The 20,272-nt window shown below is 62.5% G+C and carries 16 protein-coding genes and 1 tRNA gene; 12 read left to right on the plus strand and 5 right to left on the minus strand.

Going from position 1 to position 20,272, the window contains the following annotated elements:
- Positions 1-50: 50 nt before the first annotated feature.
- The 7 genes from JLC71_RS04790 to JLC71_RS04820 all read left to right on the plus strand — a co-directional run bounded on the left by JLC71_RS04790 (position 51) and on the right by JLC71_RS04820 (position 4,846).
- Positions 51-677, plus strand: a complete 627-nt coding sequence (locus JLC71_RS04790; protein ID WP_200917587.1) for an L-threonylcarbamoyladenylate synthase — start codon at positions 51-53, stop codon at positions 675-677.
- Positions 678-683: 6 nt separating this feature from the next.
- On the plus strand, positions 684-1,340 hold the full coding sequence (locus tag JLC71_RS04795; RefSeq protein ID WP_200917589.1) for a site-2 protease family protein: 657 nt from the start codon (positions 684-686) through the stop codon (positions 1,338-1,340).
- Positions 1,341-1,371: 31 nt separating this feature from the next.
- Entirely contained in the window at positions 1,372-2,574 is a 1,203-nt protein-coding gene (locus JLC71_RS04800; protein ID WP_200917591.1) for a tryptophan--tRNA ligase, read from the plus strand.
- A 7-nt stretch (positions 2,575-2,581) separates the two neighbouring features.
- Positions 2,582-3,082: a GNAT family N-acetyltransferase gene (locus JLC71_RS04805; RefSeq protein WP_200917593.1), complete on the plus strand. Its 501-nt coding sequence runs from the start codon at positions 2,582-2,584 to the stop codon at positions 3,080-3,082.
- A gap of 2 nt (positions 3,083-3,084) precedes the next feature.
- Positions 3,085-3,924 carry a segregation and condensation protein A gene (locus JLC71_RS04810; protein ID WP_236250982.1) on the plus strand — a complete coding sequence of 280 codons (840 nt, stop codon included), beginning with the start codon at positions 3,085-3,087 and terminating at the stop codon, positions 3,922-3,924.
- Complete coding sequence (scpB, locus tag JLC71_RS04815; RefSeq protein WP_200917597.1) at positions 3,921-4,475, plus strand: SMC-Scp complex subunit ScpB; 555 nt, start codon at positions 3,921-3,923, stop codon at positions 4,473-4,475. Before JLC71_RS04810 ends, scpB begins: the two co-directional genes overlap by 4 nt.
- A 143-nt stretch (positions 4,476-4,618) precedes the next feature.
- The gene (locus tag JLC71_RS04820; protein WP_200917599.1) at positions 4,619-4,846 is read left to right on the plus strand and encodes a hypothetical protein; all 228 of its coding nucleotides are present in this window, start codon (positions 4,619-4,621) and stop codon (positions 4,844-4,846) included.
- Positions 4,847-4,886: 40 nt separating this feature from the next.
- On the opposite strand, the gene JLC71_RS04825 is transcribed toward JLC71_RS04820, so the two are convergent.
- The gene (locus JLC71_RS04825; RefSeq protein ID WP_236250983.1) at positions 4,887-5,606 is read right to left on the minus strand and encodes an SOS response-associated peptidase; all 720 of its coding nucleotides are present in this window, start codon (positions 5,604-5,606) and stop codon (positions 4,887-4,889) included.
- A 357-nt stretch (positions 5,607-5,963) separates the two neighbouring features.
- Positions 5,964-6,037: transfer RNA gene (locus tag JLC71_RS04830), tRNA-Gly, on the minus strand.
- A 105-nt stretch (positions 6,038-6,142) separates the two neighbouring features.
- Between JLC71_RS04830 and JLC71_RS04835 the strand changes: the two genes are divergently transcribed.
- Positions 6,143-7,753, plus strand: a complete 1,611-nt coding sequence (locus JLC71_RS04835; protein ID WP_200917601.1) for an isovaleryl-CoA dehydrogenase — start codon at positions 6,143-6,145, stop codon at positions 7,751-7,753.
- Between the two features lie 45 nt (positions 7,754-7,798).
- Here JLC71_RS04835 and JLC71_RS04840 read toward each other — a convergent pair whose 3' ends face one another.
- The 3 genes from JLC71_RS04840 to JLC71_RS04850 are packed head-to-tail and all read right to left on the minus strand — an operon-like array spanning position 7,799 to position 13,508.
- Positions 7,799-9,214, minus strand: a complete 1,416-nt coding sequence (locus JLC71_RS04840; RefSeq protein WP_200917603.1) for an efflux transporter outer membrane subunit — start codon at positions 9,212-9,214, stop codon at positions 7,799-7,801.
- Entirely contained in the window at positions 9,207-12,341 is a 3,135-nt protein-coding gene (locus JLC71_RS04845; protein ID WP_200917605.1) for an efflux RND transporter permease subunit, read from the minus strand. Before JLC71_RS04845 ends, JLC71_RS04840 begins: the two co-directional genes overlap by 8 nt.
- A 9-nt stretch (positions 12,342-12,350) precedes the next feature.
- Positions 12,351-13,508 carry an efflux RND transporter periplasmic adaptor subunit gene (locus tag JLC71_RS04850; protein ID WP_374757618.1) on the minus strand — a complete coding sequence of 386 codons (1,158 nt, stop codon included), beginning with the start codon at positions 13,506-13,508 and terminating at the stop codon, positions 12,351-12,353.
- A gap of 297 nt (positions 13,509-13,805) precedes the next feature.
- Between JLC71_RS04850 and JLC71_RS04855 the strand changes: the two genes are divergently transcribed.
- From JLC71_RS04855 to JLC71_RS04870, 4 genes are all read left to right on the plus strand, one after another.
- The gene (locus tag JLC71_RS04855; protein WP_200917609.1) at positions 13,806-14,411 is read left to right on the plus strand and encodes a TetR/AcrR family transcriptional regulator; all 606 of its coding nucleotides are present in this window, start codon (positions 13,806-13,808) and stop codon (positions 14,409-14,411) included.
- An 84-nt stretch (positions 14,412-14,495) separates the two neighbouring features.
- On the plus strand, positions 14,496-15,710 hold the full coding sequence (locus tag JLC71_RS04860) for an efflux RND transporter periplasmic adaptor subunit (RefSeq protein ID WP_236250984.1): 1,215 nt from the start codon (positions 14,496-14,498) through the stop codon (positions 15,708-15,710).
- 12 nt (positions 15,711-15,722) lie between these two features.
- Positions 15,723-18,860 (plus strand): efflux RND transporter permease subunit, encoded by a 3,138-nt coding sequence (locus JLC71_RS04865; RefSeq protein ID WP_200917612.1) that lies wholly within the window; start codon positions 15,723-15,725, stop codon positions 18,858-18,860.
- Between the two features lie 10 nt (positions 18,861-18,870).
- Positions 18,871-20,256: an efflux transporter outer membrane subunit gene (locus JLC71_RS04870; RefSeq protein ID WP_200917614.1), complete on the plus strand. Its 1,386-nt coding sequence runs from the start codon at positions 18,871-18,873 to the stop codon at positions 20,254-20,256.
- Positions 20,257-20,272 lie beyond the last annotated feature (16 nt).

Genomic DNA, 20,272 nt, shown 5'->3' on the forward strand with positions numbered 1-20,272 from the left:
TCAGGGGTGTAGTCCGCTACATTCGCAGCAGAACAAGCCAAGGCGAGCCCATGTCCCAATTTTTCTCCATCCACGCCGAAACACCGCAGCTGCGCCTGATCAAGCAGGCGGTCGAGATCGTCCGCAAGGGCGGCTTGATCGTTTATCCGACCGACTCGTGCTACGCGCTCGGTTGTGCGTTGGATAACAAGGATGCGCTTGAACGCATCCGCCGTATTCGCCAGCTGAGCGACAAACATCATTTCACGCTGGCGTGCCACGATCTGTCGCAGCTGGGCAATTACGCCCGCGTCGACAACCGCACCTATCGGCTGCTCAAAAGCGCCACGCCGGGCAACTATACCTTCATCCTGCTGGCGACCAAGGAAGTGCCGCGACGGGTCTGGCACCCGAAGAAGCAGACCGTCGGCCTGCGCGTGCCGGATCACCCGGTGGCGCTGGCTTTGCTGGAAGAGCTGGGCGAGCCGATGTTGTCGAGCTCGCTCTTGTTGCCGGGCGAGGATGACCCGATGTCCGATGCATGGGAAATCCGCGATCGGCTTGAGCGCGATGTCGATCTGGTGATCGAGGGGGGCTATTGCGGTGTCGAACCGACGACCGTGATTGATCTCTCCGGCGATGAACCGGTGTTGATGCGCGCGGGCAAGGGCCCGCTGGCGCCGTTTGGCCTCGAATAAGGGAAAATGATGGGCGGCTTTGATCTTGCAAATTTTGTCCAGACGGTCTGCATCTGGGCGATTCCGGTGCTGTTCGCAATTACCGTGCACGAGGCGGCGCATGGTTATGTCGCGCGCCACTTCGGTGACGATACCGCTGCCAGATTGGGGCGGATTACGCTGAATCCGCTCCGCCATATCGATCCGATTGGCACCGTGGTATTGCCGCTGGCGCTGCTGGCGCTCGGCGGTTTTCTGTTCGGTTGGGCCAAGCCGGTGCCGGTGGATTTCGGCAAGCTGCGCAATCCCAAACGCGACATGCTCTGGGTCGCCGCGGCCGGGCCGGCATCGAACTTCGTGATGGCAATCGGCTGGGCCTTGCTGATGAAAGTGGCGCTCGGGCTTGAAGGCGCCAGCCTGCAAGAACCGATGTTCCTGATGGGGCAGGCCGGTGTGTCGATCAATCTGTCGCTGATGGTGCTGAACCTGCTGCCACTACCACCGCTCGACGGCGGCCGTATTCTGGTATCACTGCTGCCTTATCGCCAGGCGATGTGGGTATCGCGGATCGAGCCCTATGGTTTCTTCATCCTCATCGGCCTGCTGGCGACCAATCTGCTCGGCGCCATCATGTCGCCGCTGATGCGCATCGCGGCTATGCCCATCATGTTCATTCTGCATTAACGCATTGAAAAATAACAAGGATTTGTAATACATGTTTCCCGATCGCGTCCTCTCCGGCATGCGCCCGACCGGCAAGTTACATCTTGGTCATTATCATGGTGTTCTGAAAAACTGGGTCAAGCTGCAGAGCGAGTACGAGTGCCTGTTCATGGCCGCCGACTGGCATGCGCTGACTACGAGCTATGACGATGTCAGCATCATTGAAAAGAGCGTCTGGGACATGGTCATCGACTGGATCGCCGCCGGCGTTGATCCGTCGCAGGCAACCATCTTCATCCAGAGCCGGGTGCCGGAGCACGCCGAGCTGCATTTGCTGCTGTCGATGGTGACGCCGCTGTCGTGGCTGGAACGGGTGCCGACGTACAAGGATCAGATCGACAAAATGAGCCACAAGGACCTCGGCACCTATGGCTTCCTTGGCTACCCGCTGTTGCAGGCGGCCGACATTCTGCTGTATCGCGGCAATCTGGTGCCGGTCGGCGAGGATCAGGTGCCGCACGTCGAAATCACTCGCGAAATTGCCCGCCGCTTCAATCATGTGTTCGGCAAGGAAACCGGTTTTGCCGAAAAGGCCGAAGCGGCGATCAAGAAAATTGGCGGCAAGAAGGGCAGGCTGTACGAAGAGCTGCGCACCCGTTATCAGCAGGATGGCGACGTCGAGGCGCTGGAGTCGGCGCGCGCATTGTTGGCCGAGGCGCAGAACATCTCGCATGGCGATCGCGAGCGGCTGTTTGGTTATCTCGAGGGCGGTGGCAAGATGATCCTGCCTGAGTCGCAGCCGCTGCTGACTACGGCAAGCAAGATGCCGGGGCTGGACGGTAACAAGATGTCCAAGTCCTACGGCAACACCATCAGCCTGCGCGAAGACGCCGATTCGGTGGCGAAGAAGGTCAAGCAGATGCCGACCGACCCGGCACGGGTGCGCCGCACCGATCCGGGTGATCCGGACAAGTGTCCGGTGTGGCAGCTGCATCAGGTGTACTCGAATGACACGACCAGGGCATGGGTCATCGAAGGCTGTAGGAGCGCCGGTATCGGCTGTATCCAGTGCAAGCAACCGGTGATCGACGGCATTCTGGCCGAGCAGGCGCCGATGTTCGAGCGCGCGCAGCCCTATCTGGAAGACCCGACGCTGGTGAAGAAAATTGTGGCCGACGGCTGTGAGCGCGCGCGCGAACTGGCGCGCGAAACCATGCGCGATGTGCGTGAATCCATGGGGTTAGCGTACGGCTAGGACGACGATGACGATACATATCCGTTCCGCCTGCGTTGCCGATGCCATTCGCGAACTGGTTACGGCGGCCTTCGGTCAGCCTGACGAGGCTGGGCTCGTCGATGCGCTGAATGATGCCGGCCGGGTGAGCTTGGCGCTGATCGCCGAGGCAGACGGTCTTGTCGTTGGTCACCTGCTGTTCTCGCCGGTCAGCGTCGCTGGCGTAGCCGGCGAAGTCGTAGGCCTCGCGCCGCTGGCGGTCGCGGCTGATTGGCGCCGCCAGGGGATCGGCAAGGCGCTGGTTGAAGCCGGACTCGCTGCGTTGAAGGCGCGGGGTGCCGCCGCGGTCGTCGTGCTCGGCGACCCGGCCTATTACGGCCGTTTCGGTTTCGAGTCGGCGGCGCGCTTTGGCCTCGCTTGCGAGTACGAGGTGCCGGCCGAGTACTTCATGGCGCTGGAACTCTGGCCCGACGCACTGGCATTCGCTGCCGGCACCGTGGCCTACGCGCCCGAGTTTGCTGCGCTTTGATCGTGGGTGCGCCGGCCGAAGTCGTCGAACCTCTGGCGCATGTGCTGGGCGAGCCTGTGCACCAGTTGCCTGCCGATCTGTACATCCCGCCCGATGCGCTGCGGGTCTTGCTCGAATCGTTCGAGGGGCCGCTCGATCTGCTGCTCTACCTGATACGCAAACAGAACCTCGATGTTCTGGATATACCGCTCGCCGAGGTCACCGCCCAGTACATGCGCTACGTCGAGGCGATGCAGACGAGCCGGCTGGAGCTGGCCGCCGAATACCTGTTGATGGCGGCGGTGCTGATCGAGATCAAGTCACGGCTGTTGCTGCCGAAACGCGAAGCGCATTTCGACGAACTCGGCCCGGATTTTGAGCCGGAAGATCCACGCGCCGAGCTGGTGCGGCGCCTGCTCGAATACGAGCAGATCAAGCAGGCCGCCTACGAGCTGGAGCGGTTGCCGCAGGCCGGGCGGGATTTTCAGTTCGTCGCGGTGCTGTTCGAGCGCGAGCTGGTGCAGCGGCTGCCCGACGTTGGTGCCGCGGATCTGCGCGCCGCGTGGCAGGGCATTCTGGCGCGCGCCAAGCGCAATCAGCATCATCAGATCACCCCGGATACATTGTCGGTGCGCGAACAGATGAGCCGTGTCCTCAGGCTATTGCAGGATGGTCGGCACCATCCGTTCACCGCGCTGTTCGATCTTGAGGCGGGCGTGCCGCTGCTGGTCGTCACCTTTCTGGCCGTGCTTGAGCTGGTGAAGGAGGAGCACATCATGGTCAGTCAGGATGATGGCTTTGCGACCATTTATGCCTGTCTTGCGCGATCGATTCCCGCTGTGGGAGTGGTGAGCGAATCATGAATACATCCTCGCCGGGCGCATCGATTACACCGAAAACGGTACTGGAAACCGCCTTGTTGGTCGCGCAGGAGCCGTTGGCCATGCCGGCGTTGCGGCAACTGTTCGCCGACGCGCTCTCCAGCAAGGATATCGAACTGCTGTTGACTGCCTTGCAGCAGGACTGGGCGGACAAAGGCGTCGAGTTGGTACGGTTGGCATCCGGTTGGCGTTTTCGTGCCCGCCCGGCGATGCAACCCTATCTGGATCGGCTCAGTCTGGAAAAGCCGCCGCGCTATTCGCGGGCGGTCATGGAGACGCTGGCGATCATCGCCTATCGCCAGCCGGTAACCCGGGGTGAAATCGAGGATGTCCGCGGTGTGGCCGTGTCGAGTGCGATCATCCTCACCTTGAAAGAGCGTGGCTGGGTCGATGTGGTCGGCCACAAGGAGGTGCCCGGCCGCCCCGAACTACTGGCGACGAACAAGCAGTTTCTCGATGATCTGGGTTTGGCTTCGCTGGCCGGTTTGCCGCCGTTGACCGAACTGGCCGGTCTGGTGTTGCCGGACGAATAATCTTTGGCGGCGCTTGCTTGTGTGAGCCTTGCGCATCCCCGTGCCGCCGATTGGCGTCGATCAAGTTCGCCCGCTTTGCCCATCGGCGCCAGTGCGTGGCGCGGTAAACTGAGCGCTGACATCAAACTCAGGCAAACCCGGATATGAGCGAAACGACTGCAGTAGGTATTGGCGCCGTAGCGATGTTTTTGGTCTGGACATGGGTTGCGGCCCAATTGGCAAAGCGTGGCATGGGGCGCGTGGTTCAGCTCTTGGTTGGCGGTGTGGTTGGCATTCTGGTTTTGGCTGCGATCGTCGGTGCCCTCGTGCCATCCCGTGTGCCCGCAGGTGGTGTCACCCCGAGTACGCCGGCCGCCAGCGCGCCGCAGTAAGGCCGGCAATCCGGAGTCGATGCTCCCAGGTCGGGTCAGATTAGAACAAGACGCCGCTGTTGCTGATTTTTCTGGTGGTCATGCGTGGCTCGGGCTGGGCGCGCATCGTATCGGCCGGAAAGGGGCGCAGCAAGGACAGGACCGCTTCGGGCGTGCAGTTTAGCCAATCGGCGTAATCGCTTTCGGGAACAACGACCAGACTGCGCTTTTCGTCCTGCGGTTTGTGCATGCGGCGCATCAGCGGATGGGCGTCGGCATTGATGGTGATCTGGCTGAAAGAGAATGTATAAGCGCCATCGCTTTCTCTCCATGGGCGCCAGATGCCGGCCACGGCAAAGGGCTCGCCATCCTGGCGCCCGATGCGCCAGCGCTCCGCTTTGCCACTTTCGTAACAAGGCTCGAAAAATGCCAGCATCGGCACCAGGCAGCGATAGGCCTTGGCCCATGCGGTTCGATACGACTTGAGCTGCCCCAGCGTTTCCGCTCGCGCATTCATGGTGCTAAACGGCTTGATGTCTGGTGGCATTTTCCGCTTCGGTACCATGCCATAGCTGGCAAGTAGCGTTTCGTGACCTTGCTCGCCGGCAATCATGATCGGAGCCGCATAGTCCTGCCAGACTTCATCAGGCCAGTCACCAAGTGGGGCAGGCATCTGAAAGTGCGGCATGAAGGTCGGGCGGGGAGCGGGAATGAAGTTGACACACATGCCCAGCATTTTAACGGACCAGCGCCTTCGTGCCGAAGGGAGAGAGACCAGCAAAACGTCATCAGGGATGAGGCGTAGTCATTTGTCACAAAATCAGGGTAAGCTAAGTCTTCAGTCAGAACCCGATGGGCGACGATATGAACGAAAAATCTACTTGGAATTCGGGCTCCCTCTATGACCCGAACACACGCAATGATCGCGCGCTGAGCGACGAGGATCGTGCGAAAGGCCAATTGCGCAAAGGCGCCGTCGACAGGATGCGTTTGCAGCGGAGCGCGCATGAAGACCGGCGACTTGCCAAAGGGCCGCAAGAGGTCTGGGAGGAGTAGTGCCGGGCGAAGCTGTGCCCGGGGTAACTGTTTGCGAAAAAATGCCCGGCGCCATGTGATGGCGGCCGGGCATTTTTATATCTGGAGCGGGCGACGGGAATCGAACCCGTGTTCCGAGCTTGGGAAGCTAGTGTCTTACCATTAGACGACGCCCGCAGAAGCAACGCATTCTAGCCGATTGCCGTACGTCGGGCAATCAATCGCGCTAAGGTGCACCCGCATGCCGGGTGCCTTAGACCTGAAGCATCCCTTGGAGGGCTTATGGTCGATGCGTTGCTGTCCAATCAGGTGCCAAGGCTGGCATCGATCGATCTGTACGGCGGCGATCTGGCGCTCAAGGCCGCCGTTCGGATTTTTGGCGCGCAGTGGGCGCAGGCGGAGTTACATCGGCGGGGGCGGCAGCTTTACTGCCCGGCTTGGCTGGATATCGCCGATGCGGCAAATCGCAACCCGCCACAGTTGCGGCAATATGACCCGCATGGCCTGCGGGTTGATGATGTCGTTGTTGATCCGGCCTGGCACGCCTTACTGCAAGATATGACGTCGGCGCGATTGCACAATGCAGCATGGGCCATCCCGCGCGCGGGTGCACAGGTGGCGCGGGGAGCAGGGTTTTATCTGCAGGCGCAACTGGAAGCCGGCAGCCTTTGCCCTGTCACGATGACCTTTGCGGCCACTCCCTTGCTGCTGCGGGAGTCAGCATTGGCGGGCTGGCATTCGCCGCTGCTGTCAAAGCGATACGATCCGCGACCGCTACCGGGGCCGGCTAAACACGGCGTGTTGATCGGCATGGGCATGACCGAGAAGCAGGGCGGTTCTGACCTGCGCAGCAACCAGACTCGTGCCGAGGCTGACGGTGACGTAGCACGAATTTACGGCCACAAATGGTTTTTTTCGGTGCCGCAGGCAGATGCCCACTTGGTGCTGGCGCAGTCGAACGCCGGACCAAGCTGCTATTTCATGCCACGTCGCTACGACGATGGCGGTCTCAATGCCATCAGCCTGTTGCGGTTGAAAGACAAACTCGGCAACTGGTCCAACGCGAGCGCCGAGGTCGAATTCGATGGAGCCCTGGCTTACCCGGTTGGCGAGCCCGGTCGCGGTATTGCGACCTTGCTGGAGATGGCGGCGCGAACCCGGCTCGACTGTGCGATTGCTTCGGCCGGTTTGATGCGCATGGGCTTGCTGGAGGCCATGCACTATGCGCGCCATCGTCGGGCGTTTGGTGTCCGGCTGGTCGAGGCGCCGCTGATGCAGGTGGTGCTGGCCGAGCTCGCCGTCGAGTCCGAAGCGGCGATGTGGTTTGCAATGCGGTTGGCGCATGCGGCGGATGGGGCGGACGAAGCCGAATCCTTGCTCTATCGCGTGTTGACGCCGGTGGCGAAATTCTGGATTTGCAAGCGCGCCGAGGCTTATCTCGGCGAGGTAATGGAGGTGCTGGGCGGCAATGGTTATTGCGAGGATTTCCGCCTCGCGCGTGCTTACCGCGAGGCACCGGTGAACGCGATCTGGGAAGGCGCGGGCAATGTGATGTGTCTGGATGTGCTGCGCACCTTGCGCCGCTTGCCTGGAGCCGCCGATGCGTTGCTGGGCGAGCTCGGCACGGCTGCAGGTTTGGATCGCGATTACGATCGGCTACTCCTTGCGTTGCCGGATCAACTGCGCAGTACCGACGAGGCTGGTGCCAGGCGCTTGACTGGCTTGCTCGCGCGCTTGATGCAGGCCAGTCTGTTGCTGCGTTACGGCGGCAAAGTGATGAGCGACGCTTACTGTGGCAGCCGCTTGAGCGATTGGCGGAACGATGCCGTGATTGGTGAGTCGCCGTTTGTTGGCCATGCCGCAGCGGTGCTGAAACGGGCGTGGCCGGAATAGCAAAGGCCCGGCGGTGCCGGGCCTTTGAGTCGACGCATTGATGGCTTACTTGGCCTGTGCAGTAGCCTCCGACATGCGCCAGCCGCCGCCGACGGCCTTGTACAGCGCGACGCGGCTATTGACCTCGCCGAGCTGGGCATCGACCAGTGCCAGACGCGCGTTGAACAGATTGCGTTCGGTGTCGAGCACTTCCAGATAGCTGGAATAGCCGTTGTCGTAACGCAGGCTGGCAAGCCGGTACTGGCGTTGCAGCGCGACAACCCGCTCGGCCTGTGCCTTGGTCTTTTTGTTCGATTCGGCGTTGGACACCAGGGCACCGCGCACATCGGCAAAGGCCTGTTGCACCGTGAGTCGGTAGTTGGCTAGTGCCTGTTTCTCGACCGCGCGTGCCTGGTCGATCTGGGATGCAGTCAAGCCGCCATCGAAGAGCGGCATCGCCAGATTGCCTGCGTATGACCACGTTTTGGCTGCGCCGGTGAACAGGTCGCCAAACGACAGGCTTTGCAGCCCCAAGAGGCCGGTCAGCGAAATCGTCGGGAAATAGGCCGCGCGGGCGGCTTCGACGCGGGCACGGGTGCCGATCAGCCGGGCTTCGGCCGACTGGATGTCCGGGCGGCGCAGTAGTAGATCCGACGGCAGGCCGGCCGGGATCGCCGGTGGGTTTCCTAATTGGTTGATCGACTTGCCGCGAGGCGGCAGTGCATCGATGATCGTTTTCGGATCGGCGCCCACCAGCACGCCCAGCGCACCTTCGGTCGTCGCAATGCCACTGACCAAGTCCGGCACAGCGGCACGGGCGATATCGAGTTCCGACTCGGCTTGGCGCACATCGAGTTCGGAAATCAAGCCGCCCTTGAAACGCTTGGTTTGCAGCGAATAGGTTTCCTCTCGCGACTTGACGGTGTCGTTGGCAATAGCGAGCTGGGCGTCGAGGGCACGCAGGTTGAAGTAGGTCTGTGCGACCTCGGCATCCAGCGCGATCTCAACGCCGTCACGGTTGTACGCGGCACCGAGGTAATCGCGCCGGGCCGCTTCGGTCAGGTTGGCCAACTTGCCCCACAGGTCGATTTCCCAGCTTGCCGAACCGGCGAGCTGGTAGTCGCTATAGGTACCCAGTGCGGCCGACGAGCCCTTTTCAGATGCCTTTTGCCGGGAGCCTGCGGCACCGAGGTCGACGCGTGGCAGTTGTGCCGCCGAGTTGATGCCGAGCACCGCACGCGCCTGGTCAACGCGGGCGCTGGCGATCGCCAGGTTCTGGTTGTTGCTACGCGCGGTCTCGATCAACTGGTCTAGCGTCGGATCCCCGAACTGCTTCCACCAGCCGTCGCCTATCCATTCCGGCTGCGTTTGCAGCACGTTTGGCAACGGCATCTGTGGCGGCTTGGTGTCTGGCTGAAATAGCGCGCAGCCGGACAGCAGGGCGAGCGCGATGGAAGCGGACAGAAGTTTCAACTTAGGCATGGTGATCTCCCGCGGTCGGCGCGGCTTCTTTCTTCTTGCCCAAGCCCATGATCAGTCGGAAGAAGAGCGGAACGAAGAAGGTGGCAAGGCAGGTTGCAGCGAGCATGCCGCCGATCACGCCGGTGCCGATCGAGTGGCGGCTGGCGGCGCCGGCACCGCTCGAGGTGACAAGCGGGACGCAACCGAGGATGAAGGCGAGTGACGTCATCACGATCGGCCGGAAGCGCAGTCGGGATGCTTCCAGCGCAGCATCGAGCAAGGTCATGCCTTCGTGGTGTTTCTCGACGGCAAATTCGACGATCAGAATCGCGTTTTTCGCCGCCAGACCGATCAGTGTCACCAGCCCGATCTGGAAGTACACGTCGTTGTTGAGGTCGCGTAGCCAGACCGCGAGCAGCGCGCCGAACAGGCCGAACGGTACTGCGGTCACCACCGCGATCGGCAAGGTCCAGCGTTCGTACTGTGCGGCCAGGATCAGGAACACCATGATGATCCCGAACACGAATGCCTGCGTCGACGTGCTGCCGGCGAGTTTCTGCTGGTAAGCGCTGCCCATCCACGCGAGCGTGTAGTCCGAGCCGAGATCCTGGGTGGCGATTTCTTCGGCGGCGGTGATCGCCTGGCCGGTCGAGTAGCCGGCGGCCGGCTGCAGCATTACCTTGCCGGCGGCGAACACGTTGAAGCGTTCGACCAGTTCCGGGCCGGTGACCGGCTTGACCGTAACGAGCGAGTCGAGCGGAATCATCTGGCCACTGGCCGAGCGCACGAACACGTTGCGGATGTCGCTGGGGCGCGAGCGGAAGTCGGCTTCGGACTGCAGCTCGACCTTGTAGGTGCGACCGAACTTGTTGAAGTCGTTGACGTAGAGCGAGCCGAACGTCGCCGACAGCGTCTGGAAGACCTGGTCGACCGGCACGCCGAGCGTCTTGGCCTTCTCGCGATCAAGGTCGAAGTACATCTGCGGCACGTTGGCGCGATACGTCGTCGTTACGCTGGAGAACTCCGGCCGCTTCTTTGCCGCTTCGATGAACGACTGGATCGCCGCCTCGATCTGCTTAGGATCGGTCGTGCCACGGCTCTGGATGTAGGCTTCCAGGCCCCCGGTCGTCGACATGCCGGTAATGGGTGGCGGGTTGAACGCCAGCACCACGGCATCCTTGACCGAGTGGGCACCAAAGCCCATCACCTGCTTGGCGAGCGAGAATGAGTCCTGGCCTTCGCCCTCGCGCTCTTTCCAGTCCTTCAACGTCACGAAGGTCGCGGCCGCATTGGAGCGGTAGGAACTCGACAGCAGGTCAAAGCCGGAGAAGGTGAGAACCTGATCGATATCCTTGTTCTTGACGAAGCCTGCATCCAGCGTGCTGGTGACGGCCTGGGTACGGGTCAGCGATGCGGCATCCGGTAGCACCGGTACGACCATCAGATAGCCCTGGTCTTCGTCCGGCACCAGACCACCCGGGACGCGGTAGAACAGCACCACGAGCAGCACGATCATCGTGCCGAACAGGGTGAACGCGACCAGTACCCGGCGGTTCAGAAACGAGACACCCGCCACGTAGCCATTGGTCATCTTGTCGAAGCTGCGGTTGAACCAGCGGAAGAAGCGGTTCGGTTCCGAATGCGTCGGTTTGAGGATCAGTGCGCACAAGGCCGGGGTCAGCGTCAGTGCGACCAGGCCTGAAATCACCACCGAAACGGCAATGGTGACGGCGAACTGTTTGTACATCTGGCCGGTCATGCCGCCCATGAAGGCCACGGGCAGGAAGACCGAGCACAGCACCAGCACGATCGCGACGACCGGGCCGGACACTTCTTCCATCGCCTTGATTGCCGCGTCCTTGGGTGAGCATTTCTCGGTGCGCATGATCCGCTCGACGTTCTCGAGCACGACGATCGCGTCGTCGACGACGATACCGATCGCCAGCACCATGCCGAACAGCGTCAGCAGGTTGATCGAGAATCCGAGCACATACATGCCGGCAAAGGTGCCGATCAGCGAGACCGGAACGGCCAGGCAGGGGATCAGTGTGGCGCGGGCGTTCTGCAGGAAGATATAGACGACGATGAAAACGAGAATGATGGCTTCGAACAGCGTATGGACGACTTCCTCGATCGAAATCTTGACGAACTTGGTTGTGTCATACGGGATGCTGTATTCCATGCCCTTGGGGAAGCGTGTTTTCATCCCGTCCATGGTGGTGCGCACGGAATCCAGCACCTTGAGCGCGTTGGCGCCCGGCTGCAGATAGACCGCGATACCGACGGTATCCTTGCCGTTGTGCTTGGCAACCATGTCGTAGTTGTCGGCACCGAGCTGGATGCGTGCGACGTCCTTGAGCTTGGTCTGCGAGCCGTCGGAATTCGAGCGCAGGATGATGTTGCCGAATTCCTCGGTCGTCTCGAGCCGGCCTTTGGCGGAGGCGGTGTAGGTGAACTCGAGCGGTTCCTTGGTCGGTGCGGCGCCCACCTTGCCGGCGGCGAACTGCTGGTTCTGCTCGTTGATCGCGTTGACGACGTCGGCCGTGCTCAGGCCGAGCTGGGCGAGCTTGTCCGGGCGCAGCCAGACGCGCATCGAGTAGTCGCCGGCGCCCATCACCATGATGTCGCCGACGCCGTTCAACCGCTTGAGTGCATCGACAACGTTGAGGTTGGCGTAGTTGGCGAGGAACAGCGAATCAAGACTGCCGTCGGGTGAGTCGAGCGTGACGAAGGCGAGAATCGACGATGATTTCTTCTGTACCGTCACGCCTTGCTTCTTCACCGTGTCCGGCAATTGCGCCATGGCGGCCTGGACCCGGTTGTTGACGTTGATGGTCGCCAGGTCGGGGTCGGTACCGATATTGAAGTAGACGTTGAGGTTCATCGCGCCGTTCGATGCACCGGACGACTGCATGTAGATCATGTTCTCGACGCCGTTGACCTGCTGTTCGATCGGTGCGGCAACGGTTTCGGCAATCACCTCCGGCGAGGCGCCCGGATACGCCGTGGTGACGGACACCACCGGCGGGACGATGTTCGGATACTGCTCGACCGGCAGCGCCTTCATCGACACCAGCCCGGCAAGGGTGATGATGATCGAGATGACGCTGGCGAAGATCGGCCGTTCGATAAAGAATTTGGAAAACATGCCGGCTCCTTACTTGGCCGCGGCCGGGGCGCTGGCCCCTGCCTGAACCGGGTTCACCGGCTGACCCGGACGCGCCTTGAGTACGCCGTCGACGATGACGCGGTCACCGTCCTTGAGACCCGAAATCACGACGAATTCATTGCCGCGCTCCTGCCCCAGCTGCACCACGCGCGGCGCAACGATGTTCTTGTCGTTCAGCACCATCACGGCTTTGTCGGCCTGGAACTGGACGACGGCGCGTTGCGGAATCAGCATGGCATTGTTGAGCTGTGCACCGTCGATCACGACGCGGACGAACTGGCCCGGCAGCAGATCGCCCTCGGGGTTCGGAATCACCGCACGTGCCTTGATCGTGCCGGTAGCCGGATCGACCTTGCTATCGGAGAAGTCGATGCGGCCGCTGTGCTTGAAGGTCGAGCCGTCCGCAAGCTTGAGCGAGACCTGGTAACTGCGACCTTCAGGTAGCGTGATGCTGCCGCGCTGGGCGGCTTTATCCAGTGCCAGCTTTTCGGCCTCGGAGAACGAGAAATTGGCATACAGCGGGTCGAGCTGGACGATGGTCGTCAGCAGGCCGCCGTTGGTGGTCGGCGATACCAGGCTGCCCTCGGAGAAGTTGATCTTGCTGGCCATGCCGGAAATGGGCGCCACGACGGTGGTGTAGCCGAGGTTGATGCGCGCCTCGTCGGTCTTGGCGGTCGCGGCGGCAAGGTTGGCCACCGCGGCGTCGTAGGCGGCATTGGCGTCGTCGAAATCCTTCTTCGAGACGGCGTTTTCCTTGAATAGTGGCACGATGCGGTCGCGATCGGCGGTGGCCTTGGTCAGTGATGCCTTGGCTTGCGCCTGTACGCCGAGCGCCTGATCGAGTGCAGCCTTGAACGGCGCCGGATCGATCTGGAACAGCGTTTGACCTTCCTTGACCGGTTTGCCTTCGGTGTACACCCGCTTGAGCAAGATGCCGTCTACCCGCGCGCGCACGTCGATTTCGCGATACCCCGCCGTCTGGCCAACCGCTTCGTAAGTGTACGGCACGGTCAGCTTCTTCATGGTGATGACGCCCACTTGCGGCGGCGGTGCTTGAGGTGGGGCTTTCTGTTCGCAACCGGCCAGACCAATGATCAATGCGGCGGTAATAAGAGTGGGGATCGCTTTAAATCTGCGGCTAGGCACGGGAGTCTCCTGATGCGATTTTGGTGACGTATTTGAAACGCCTTTTTTGAGCGGCAATGCAAAGCACGCTTTTTCTGGCTGGGGCTGAATATCAGTTTACCCAAGATTGAATCAATTTTATGACGATCTGACATGGAGGCGCTGGCTTCGGGCGCTTGGATGTCTTTTGCAACAATGTGCGGACGTGCATCGTAAACAAAGCCGACCAATGGTGCTTGAGGAAACGATGTAGATATTTACGATCCGTCGGGCGACATTTAGACTGGACAGTCCAATCCAGTGTTACGGTGAAGTCTGGTGTCAGAACAAGAGTTGCAAGCGTCAGGTTGCAGGCAGCGCATCGTCGCCGCAGCGCTCGAAGTTTTCCGCGAGTGCGGTTATCGAGCCAGTGTCGATCGCGTGGCGCAACGCGCCGGCGTCGCCCGGCAGACGATCTACAACCACTTCGTTTCCAAGCCTGCGCTGTTCTCGGCCGTTTTGCAGGAAGGCTGCGCCGAACACCGGGCCAGACTGATTGCCGGGGAAGGGGGGCTGGCCGAGCGGCTGCTGCATTTTGCCGTCGCCATGCAGGCCAATCTACTGACGCCAGCATCGATCAATCTGCATCGTTTGCTGACGCACGAAGCGGGGCGATTTCCTGAGCTTGCGGCGCAGGTTTATGTCAATGGCGTTCAGGCGACGGCCGAGCAGCTCGCAAGCTTGCTGACAAAAGCCATGCGGGATGGCGAGCTGCGCGACGATGATCCGCAGCTGGCCGCCGATATATTCCTCGACATCATCGTCAGTCACGACCGTCAGCGGTTGCTGTTTTGCATGCCTTTGCCCGATGCGGACGAGCAATTGCAACTGTTGCGTCGGCGCATCGGTGTGTTCCTGCGCGCCTATCAACCAGATTGCGCCTGACCTTGGCCGTACACGTAGTTGCAGCGCCGTTGTCGTGAAATAGAAAAACAGAACAATCAGCTCGTTACCACAAGGATATTCACCATGCAGCAACGACTTGCCGTGCTGTGCGCCGCGATGGCGCTTGCCCTGACTGCCTGCAGCAAACAGGATGCCGCTGCCAAACCGGGGGCAGGCGGGCCGCCGCCGGCCGAAGTGGCGGTGGTGACTGCTACCCGTGGCGATAGCGCCGTGACGCGTGAGTTCCCCGGTCAGGTCACCGCTTTTCGCACCGCCGAGGTGCGTGCTCAGGTCGATGGCATTCTGCAGAAACGTTTATATGCTGAGGGCGGTGAAGTGCGCGCCGGCCAGCAGCTGTTCCAGATCGATCCGCGCACGTTGCGCGCCAATCTGGCGTCGGCCAAGGCCGAGCTGGCACGCACCCAAGCCAGCGCCGAGATCGCGCGGGCAACGTTGAAGCGCTACGGGCAGCTGGTTGGTGATCAGGGCGTGTCGCGACAGGAATACGATCAAGCGCAATCGGCGCTGAAACAGGCGGAGGCGCAGGTGCTGGCATCCGCCGCGGCGGTCGATCGTGCGCAGATCGATCTTGAGCATGCCGCGGTATCGGCACCGATCTCCGGCCGCATCGGCCGTGCGCTGGTGTCCGAAGGCGCGCTGGTCGGCAAGGGCGAGGCGACGCATCTGGCGACGATCGAACAGCTTGATCCGGTTTATGTCGATTTCGCCCAGTCGGCCAACGACATCCTGCGTTTCCGCCAGCAGCTCAAGTCGGGCAAGTTGAATGCGGCTGACGGCTTGCCGGTGGAGATCATCCTGCCCGATGGCAGCGTCTATCAGCACGCAGGCAAATTGCTGTTTTCCGAGCAGACGGTCGATCCGGCCACCGGCACCATCGTCGTTCGGGCGCAGTTCCCCAATCCGGATCGGCTGCTGATGCCCGGCGTGTTCGTGACCGCGCGCTCGGCGCAAGGCGTGCTGAGTGGCGCGGTACGCGTGCCGCAACGGGCGGTGCAAAGCTCGCCGCAAGGGCAGTTCGTCTACATCGTCGACAAGGACAGCAAGGTGGGGCCGCAGCCGGTGAAGACCGCCGGCTTCTCGGGCAAGGACTGGTTGATCGGCGAAGGCCTCAAGGGCGGTGAAACGGTGATCGTCGAGGGCATTCAGAAGATTCGCCCCGGCGCGTCGGTCAAACCGGTGCCCTTTGGCGCTAGCCATTCAGCCAGCCAGAGTGCCAGTGCGCCGGCAGCCAGTGCAGTCGCGGCCAAACCTGCGGCCAGCGCCGCAGCTGCCAAGTAAAGAGGGGCGACCATGTCACGCTTCTTTATTGACCGCCCGGTGTTCGCCTGGGTGATCGCACTGATTATCATTCTGGCCGGTCTGCTCGCCCTGCGCGGGCTGCCGGTGTCGCAGTATCCGGAGGTTGCGCCGCCGGGCCTGACGATTTCCGCCACCTATCCCGGCGCCAGCGCCAAGCTGGTCGAGGAAACGGTTACGGCGCTGATCGAGCAGGAAATGAACGGGCTCGAGAACCTGCTGTACTTCGATTCGGCCAGCGACAGCAACGGCTCGGCGACGATCACGCTGACGTTTGCGTCGGGCACCGACATCGACATCGCGTCGGTCGAGGCGCAGAACCGCATCAAGCGGGTCGAGGCACGCCTGCCGGCCGAAGTGCGCCAGCAGGGTGTGCAGGTCGCCAAGTCCCGCCGCAACTACCTGCTGTTCATGACGCTGTATTCGCCGGACGGCGCGCTTGATAGCGTCGCGCTCGGCAGCTATGCCAGCTCGGCGGTGCTCGACAGCATCCGCCGGGTCAAAGGGGTCGGCGAGGCAACGTTGTTCGGCACCGAGTACGCGATGCGGGTGTGGCTTGATCCGCAGAAGCTCGCCGGTTACAAAATGACGCCGGCCGAGGCCCTGGCCGCGGTGCGGGCGCAGAACGTCCAGGTGGCTACCGGCGAACTCGGCCAGCTGCCGTCGATTCCGGGGCAGGAAGTCAACGCCACGGTGGTGACGCAAGGGCGTTTCGTGACGCCGGAGCAGTTCGGCAACGTCGTGCTGCGTGACGGCGGCAAGGGGGGGCAAGTCCGGCTGAAGGATGTGGCGCGCGTCGAACTCGGCGCGCAGGATTACTCGGTGGTGGCGCGGCTGAACGGCAAGCAGACGGCGGCGATCGGCGTGAAGTTGTCGCCGGACGGCAATGCGGTCGAGACCGCCGCACTGGTGCGCGAGAAGATGAACGAGCTGTCGCGCTACTTCCCGCAGGGCGTGGCGTGGGATATTCCGTACGACACGTCCAAGTTCGTCGATATCTCGATTAAGGAAGTGCTGAAAACACTGGCCGAGGCGATCGTGCTGGTGTTCCTGGTGATGTACCTCTTCCTCGGCAACCTGCGGGCGACGCTGATTCCGACCATCGTGGTGCCGATTGCCTTGATCGGCTCGCTGGTCGGTCTGTATCTGCTCGGCTACTCGATCAACGTGCTGACCCTGTTCGCGATGGTGCTGGCGATCGGGATTCTCGTCGACGATGCGATCGTGGTGGTCGAGAACGTCGAGCGGATCATGTCCGAAGAAGGGCTGGCGCCACGCGAGGCGACGCAGAAGGCGATGGGCCAGATCGTCGGCGCGATCGTCGCGATCACACTGGTGCTGTCGGCGGTGTTCGTGCCGATGGCGTTTTTCACCGGCTCGGTGGGGGCGATCTACCGGCAGTTCTCGGTGACGCTGGTGCTGACGATGGGCTTCTCGGCGCTGCTGGCGCTGACGCTGACGCCGGCGCTGTGCGCGACGATGCTCAAGCCGATCCACAAGGGCGAGCTGCATGCGCAGACCGGCTTCTTCGGCTGGTTCAACCGCAAGTTCCATAACACCACGGTCGGCTACGTCGGCTGGGTGACGCGCATCCTGCGTCGCTCGGGTCTGGCCTTGCTGTTCTTCGCGCTGATCCTGGCGGCGACCGGCTGGCTGATGAGCCGCCTGCCGACGTCGTTCCTGCCCGACGAAGATCAGGGCTACTTTGTCAGCATGGTGCAGTTGCCGGCCGGCGCGACGCGCGAGCGCACGCTGGTGGTGATGAACGAAGTCGAGCAGTACTACATGAAGCAGCCCGAGGTCGAGAAGGTGATCGGCGTGGTCGGCTTCAGCTTCTTCGGTCGCGGTCAGAATGCCGCGCTGGCGTTCATTACGCTCAAGGACTGGAAGAATCGCCCCAAGAAGGAAGAAGGCGTGTCGACGCTGGTGCAGAACGCCAACATGACGCTGTTCCGCATCAAGCAGGCTTTCGTGTTCGCGCTGAACGTGCCGCCGATTCCCGAACTGGCATCGGTGGGCGGTTTCGATTTCCGTCTGCAAGACCGTGCCGGCCTTGGTCGAGAAAAACTGCTCGAAGCACGCAATACGCTGCTCGGGATGGCGGGGCAAAATCCGGCCTTGGCCGGTGTGCGTCCCGAAGGCCAGGAGCCGGGCCCGCAGGTTTATCTCGACGTCGATCGCGTTCGCGCCAGCCAGCTCGGCATTCCGCTGGCCGACCTGAACGACACGCTGTCGATTGCACTCGGTTCGGCCTACGCCAACGACTTCGTTCGCGATGGCCGCATCCTGCGCGTGCTGATCCAGGCCGATGCGGCGTCGCGCTCGTCGCCGGACGGCATCCTCAACTTGCAGTTGCGCAACCGTCAGGGCGGACTGGTGCCGCTGTCCGAGATCGCGACCGCAAGCTGGGTCATCGGTGCGCCCAAGCTCGACCGCTACAACGGCTTGCCGTCGTACAAGATCAGCGGCGGGCCGGCGCCGGGCAAGAGCTCGGGCGATGCAATGAGCGCGATGGAGGAAATGGCCGCCAAGCTGCCGCAAGGCATCGGCTTTGAATGGTCCGGCACCTCGTACGAGGAGAGATTGTCGGGCTCGCAGGCACCGTTCCTGTTCGGGCTGTCGGTGCTGGTGGTGTTCTTCTGCCTTGCGGCGCTGTACGAAAGCTGGTCGATTCCGTTTGCGGTGCTTCTGGTGGTGCCGCTGGGGCTCTTTGGCGCGGTGATGGCGATGACGATGCGGGGGCTGCCGAACGACGTGTACTTCAAGGTCGGCCTGATTGCGATCATCGGTTTGTCGTCCAAAAACGCCATCCTGATCATCGAGTTCGCCAAGGATCTGCAGCGCCACGGCATGGACTTGACCGAGGCGACGCTCGAGGCCTGCCGGCTGCGCTTCCGGCCGATCCTGATGACGTCGATCGCCTTCATCGCCGGGGTGCTGCCGCTGGTGATCAGCACCGGCGCCGGCGCAGCGAGCCGGCACGCGATCGGCACAGGCGTGATGGGCGGAATGATCGCCGCGACGGTGCTGGCCGTGTTCCTCGTGCCGGTGTTCTTCGTGGTGACCCGCAAGCTGTTCCCGGACAAGGCGCACAAGGCTTTGAGCGAGGCAGCCAGTGACGATCACCGCTAAGGAGCTGACGATGAAAACAACGATACTTTCGTTCGCGATTGCCTCCTTGCTCGGCGGCTGCGCGATGGAGCCGGATTACCAGCGCCCGGTGCTGGAGATGCCGAAACAGGTCGGCACCGCCAGCCAGCCGGCTACCTTGCCGGCGATCAAGTGGCAAGACTACTTCACCGATCCGGCGCTGACGCCGCTGATCCGCGATGCGCTGGCGAACAACCGCGATTTGCGCGTTGCGATGGCGCGGGTCGAGGAAGCCCGGGCGCTGTACGGCATTCAGCGCGCCGATACGTTGCCGTCGTTCAGCGCGGTCGGTGCCGAGGCGGTCAGCCGTGTGCCGGCAACGGTCAACGGCGGGCGCGAGGCGACGATTTCGCGCCGCTACGACGCCAACCTCGGGCTGCTGTCGTACGAGCTCGACTTCTGGGGGCGAGTGCGGCGCTTGAACGAGGCGGCGCAGGCCAACTATCTGGCGAGCGAGGCGGCGCAAAAGAGCTTTCGCGCCGGGCTGATCGCCGACGTTGTCAGTGGTTATTACGGCGCGCAGGCACTGTCCGAGCAACTGGCGTTCTCGCGCAAGACCGAAGTCGCCCGCAGCGAGACCTTGCGGCTGGTGCAGCGCCGGCTCGACGTCGGCCTCGCCGATCGGCTGGAGTTGCTTGAGGCGCAGACGGCGTTCGAGTCGGCGCAGGCGATCTCGGCACAACTGGCCAAGCAAAAGGACAACGCGCGCCATGCGCTCGGCGTGCTGATCGGCCGGGTGGTTGCGGACGACGAAATCATTTCCGGCGATGCCACCCTGCTGGAAAAACGGCCCCTGCCGTTGGCGATCCCGGCCGGTGTGTCGTCGGAAGTGCTGCTGAGCCGTCCGGATGTCGAGCAGGCCGAACAGCAACTGGTGGCGGCCAATGCGAATATAGGCGCGGCGCGGGCGGCGTTCTTTCCCAAGGTGACGCTGGTCGGCTCGGCCGGGACGGCGAGTGCCGAGCTGGGCGATCTGTTCGGCAGCGGCAGCGGAGCGTGGAGCTTCCTGCCGACGGTGTCGATACCGATCTTCGACGGCGGCCGTACGCGTTCGGGGCTGGATCTGGCCGAGGCGCGCAAGGTCGGGGCGGTGGCATCGTACGAGAAAACCATCCAGGTGGCCTTCAGGGAAGTCGCCGATGTGCTCTCCGATCAGCAGTGGCTCGAAGCGCAGCTGGATGCGCAGCAGCGATTGATCCGCAGCCAGACCGCTAGGATGAATCTGGCCGAGCGTCGCTACAAGGACGGCCTGACCAACTATCTGGCATTCCTGATTGCCCAGCGCGATTACTTCGCGTCGCAACAGACGTTGATCGAGGCGCGGCGTGCGCGGCTGACGGTGGCGGCGCAGGCGTACAAGGCGCTCGGCGGCGAGTAGGGGTTGTGGGCGACGC

Origin of the sequence: Jeongeupia sp. HS-3, assembly GCF_015140455.1 — a bacterium.
GTDB lineage: Bacteria > Pseudomonadota > Gammaproteobacteria > Burkholderiales > Chitinibacteraceae > Jeongeupia.

Coding starts and splice junctions, on each gene's coding strand:
- JLC71_RS04790 (WP_200917587.1), top strand. CDS start 51: ATGTCCCAATTTTTCTCCATCCACGCCGAAACACCGCAGCTGCGCCTG.
- JLC71_RS04795 (WP_200917589.1), top strand. CDS start 684: ATGATGGGCGGCTTTGATCTTGCAAATTTTGTCCAGACGGTCTGCATC.
- JLC71_RS04800 (WP_200917591.1), top strand. CDS start 1,372: ATGTTTCCCGATCGCGTCCTCTCCGGCATGCGCCCGACCGGCAAGTTA.
- JLC71_RS04805 (WP_200917593.1), top strand. CDS start 2,582: ATGACGATACATATCCGTTCCGCCTGCGTTGCCGATGCCATTCGCGAA.
- scpB (WP_200917597.1), top strand. CDS start 3,921: ATGAATACATCCTCGCCGGGCGCATCGATTACACCGAAAACGGTACTG.
- JLC71_RS04820 (WP_200917599.1), top strand. CDS start 4,619: ATGAGCGAAACGACTGCAGTAGGTATTGGCGCCGTAGCGATGTTTTTG.
- JLC71_RS04835 (WP_200917601.1), top strand. CDS start 6,143: ATGGTCGATGCGTTGCTGTCCAATCAGGTGCCAAGGCTGGCATCGATC.
- JLC71_RS04840 (WP_200917603.1), bottom strand. CDS start 9,214: ATGCCTAAGTTGAAACTTCTGTCCGCTTCCATCGCGCTCGCCCTGCTG.
- JLC71_RS04845 (WP_200917605.1), bottom strand. CDS start 12,341: ATGTTTTCCAAATTCTTTATCGAACGGCCGATCTTCGCCAGCGTCATC.
- JLC71_RS04860 (WP_236250984.1), top strand. CDS start 14,496: ATGCAGCAACGACTTGCCGTGCTGTGCGCCGCGATGGCGCTTGCCCTG.
- JLC71_RS04865 (WP_200917612.1), top strand. CDS start 15,723: ATGTCACGCTTCTTTATTGACCGCCCGGTGTTCGCCTGGGTGATCGCA.
- JLC71_RS04870 (WP_200917614.1), top strand. CDS start 18,871: ATGAAAACAACGATACTTTCGTTCGCGATTGCCTCCTTGCTCGGCGGC.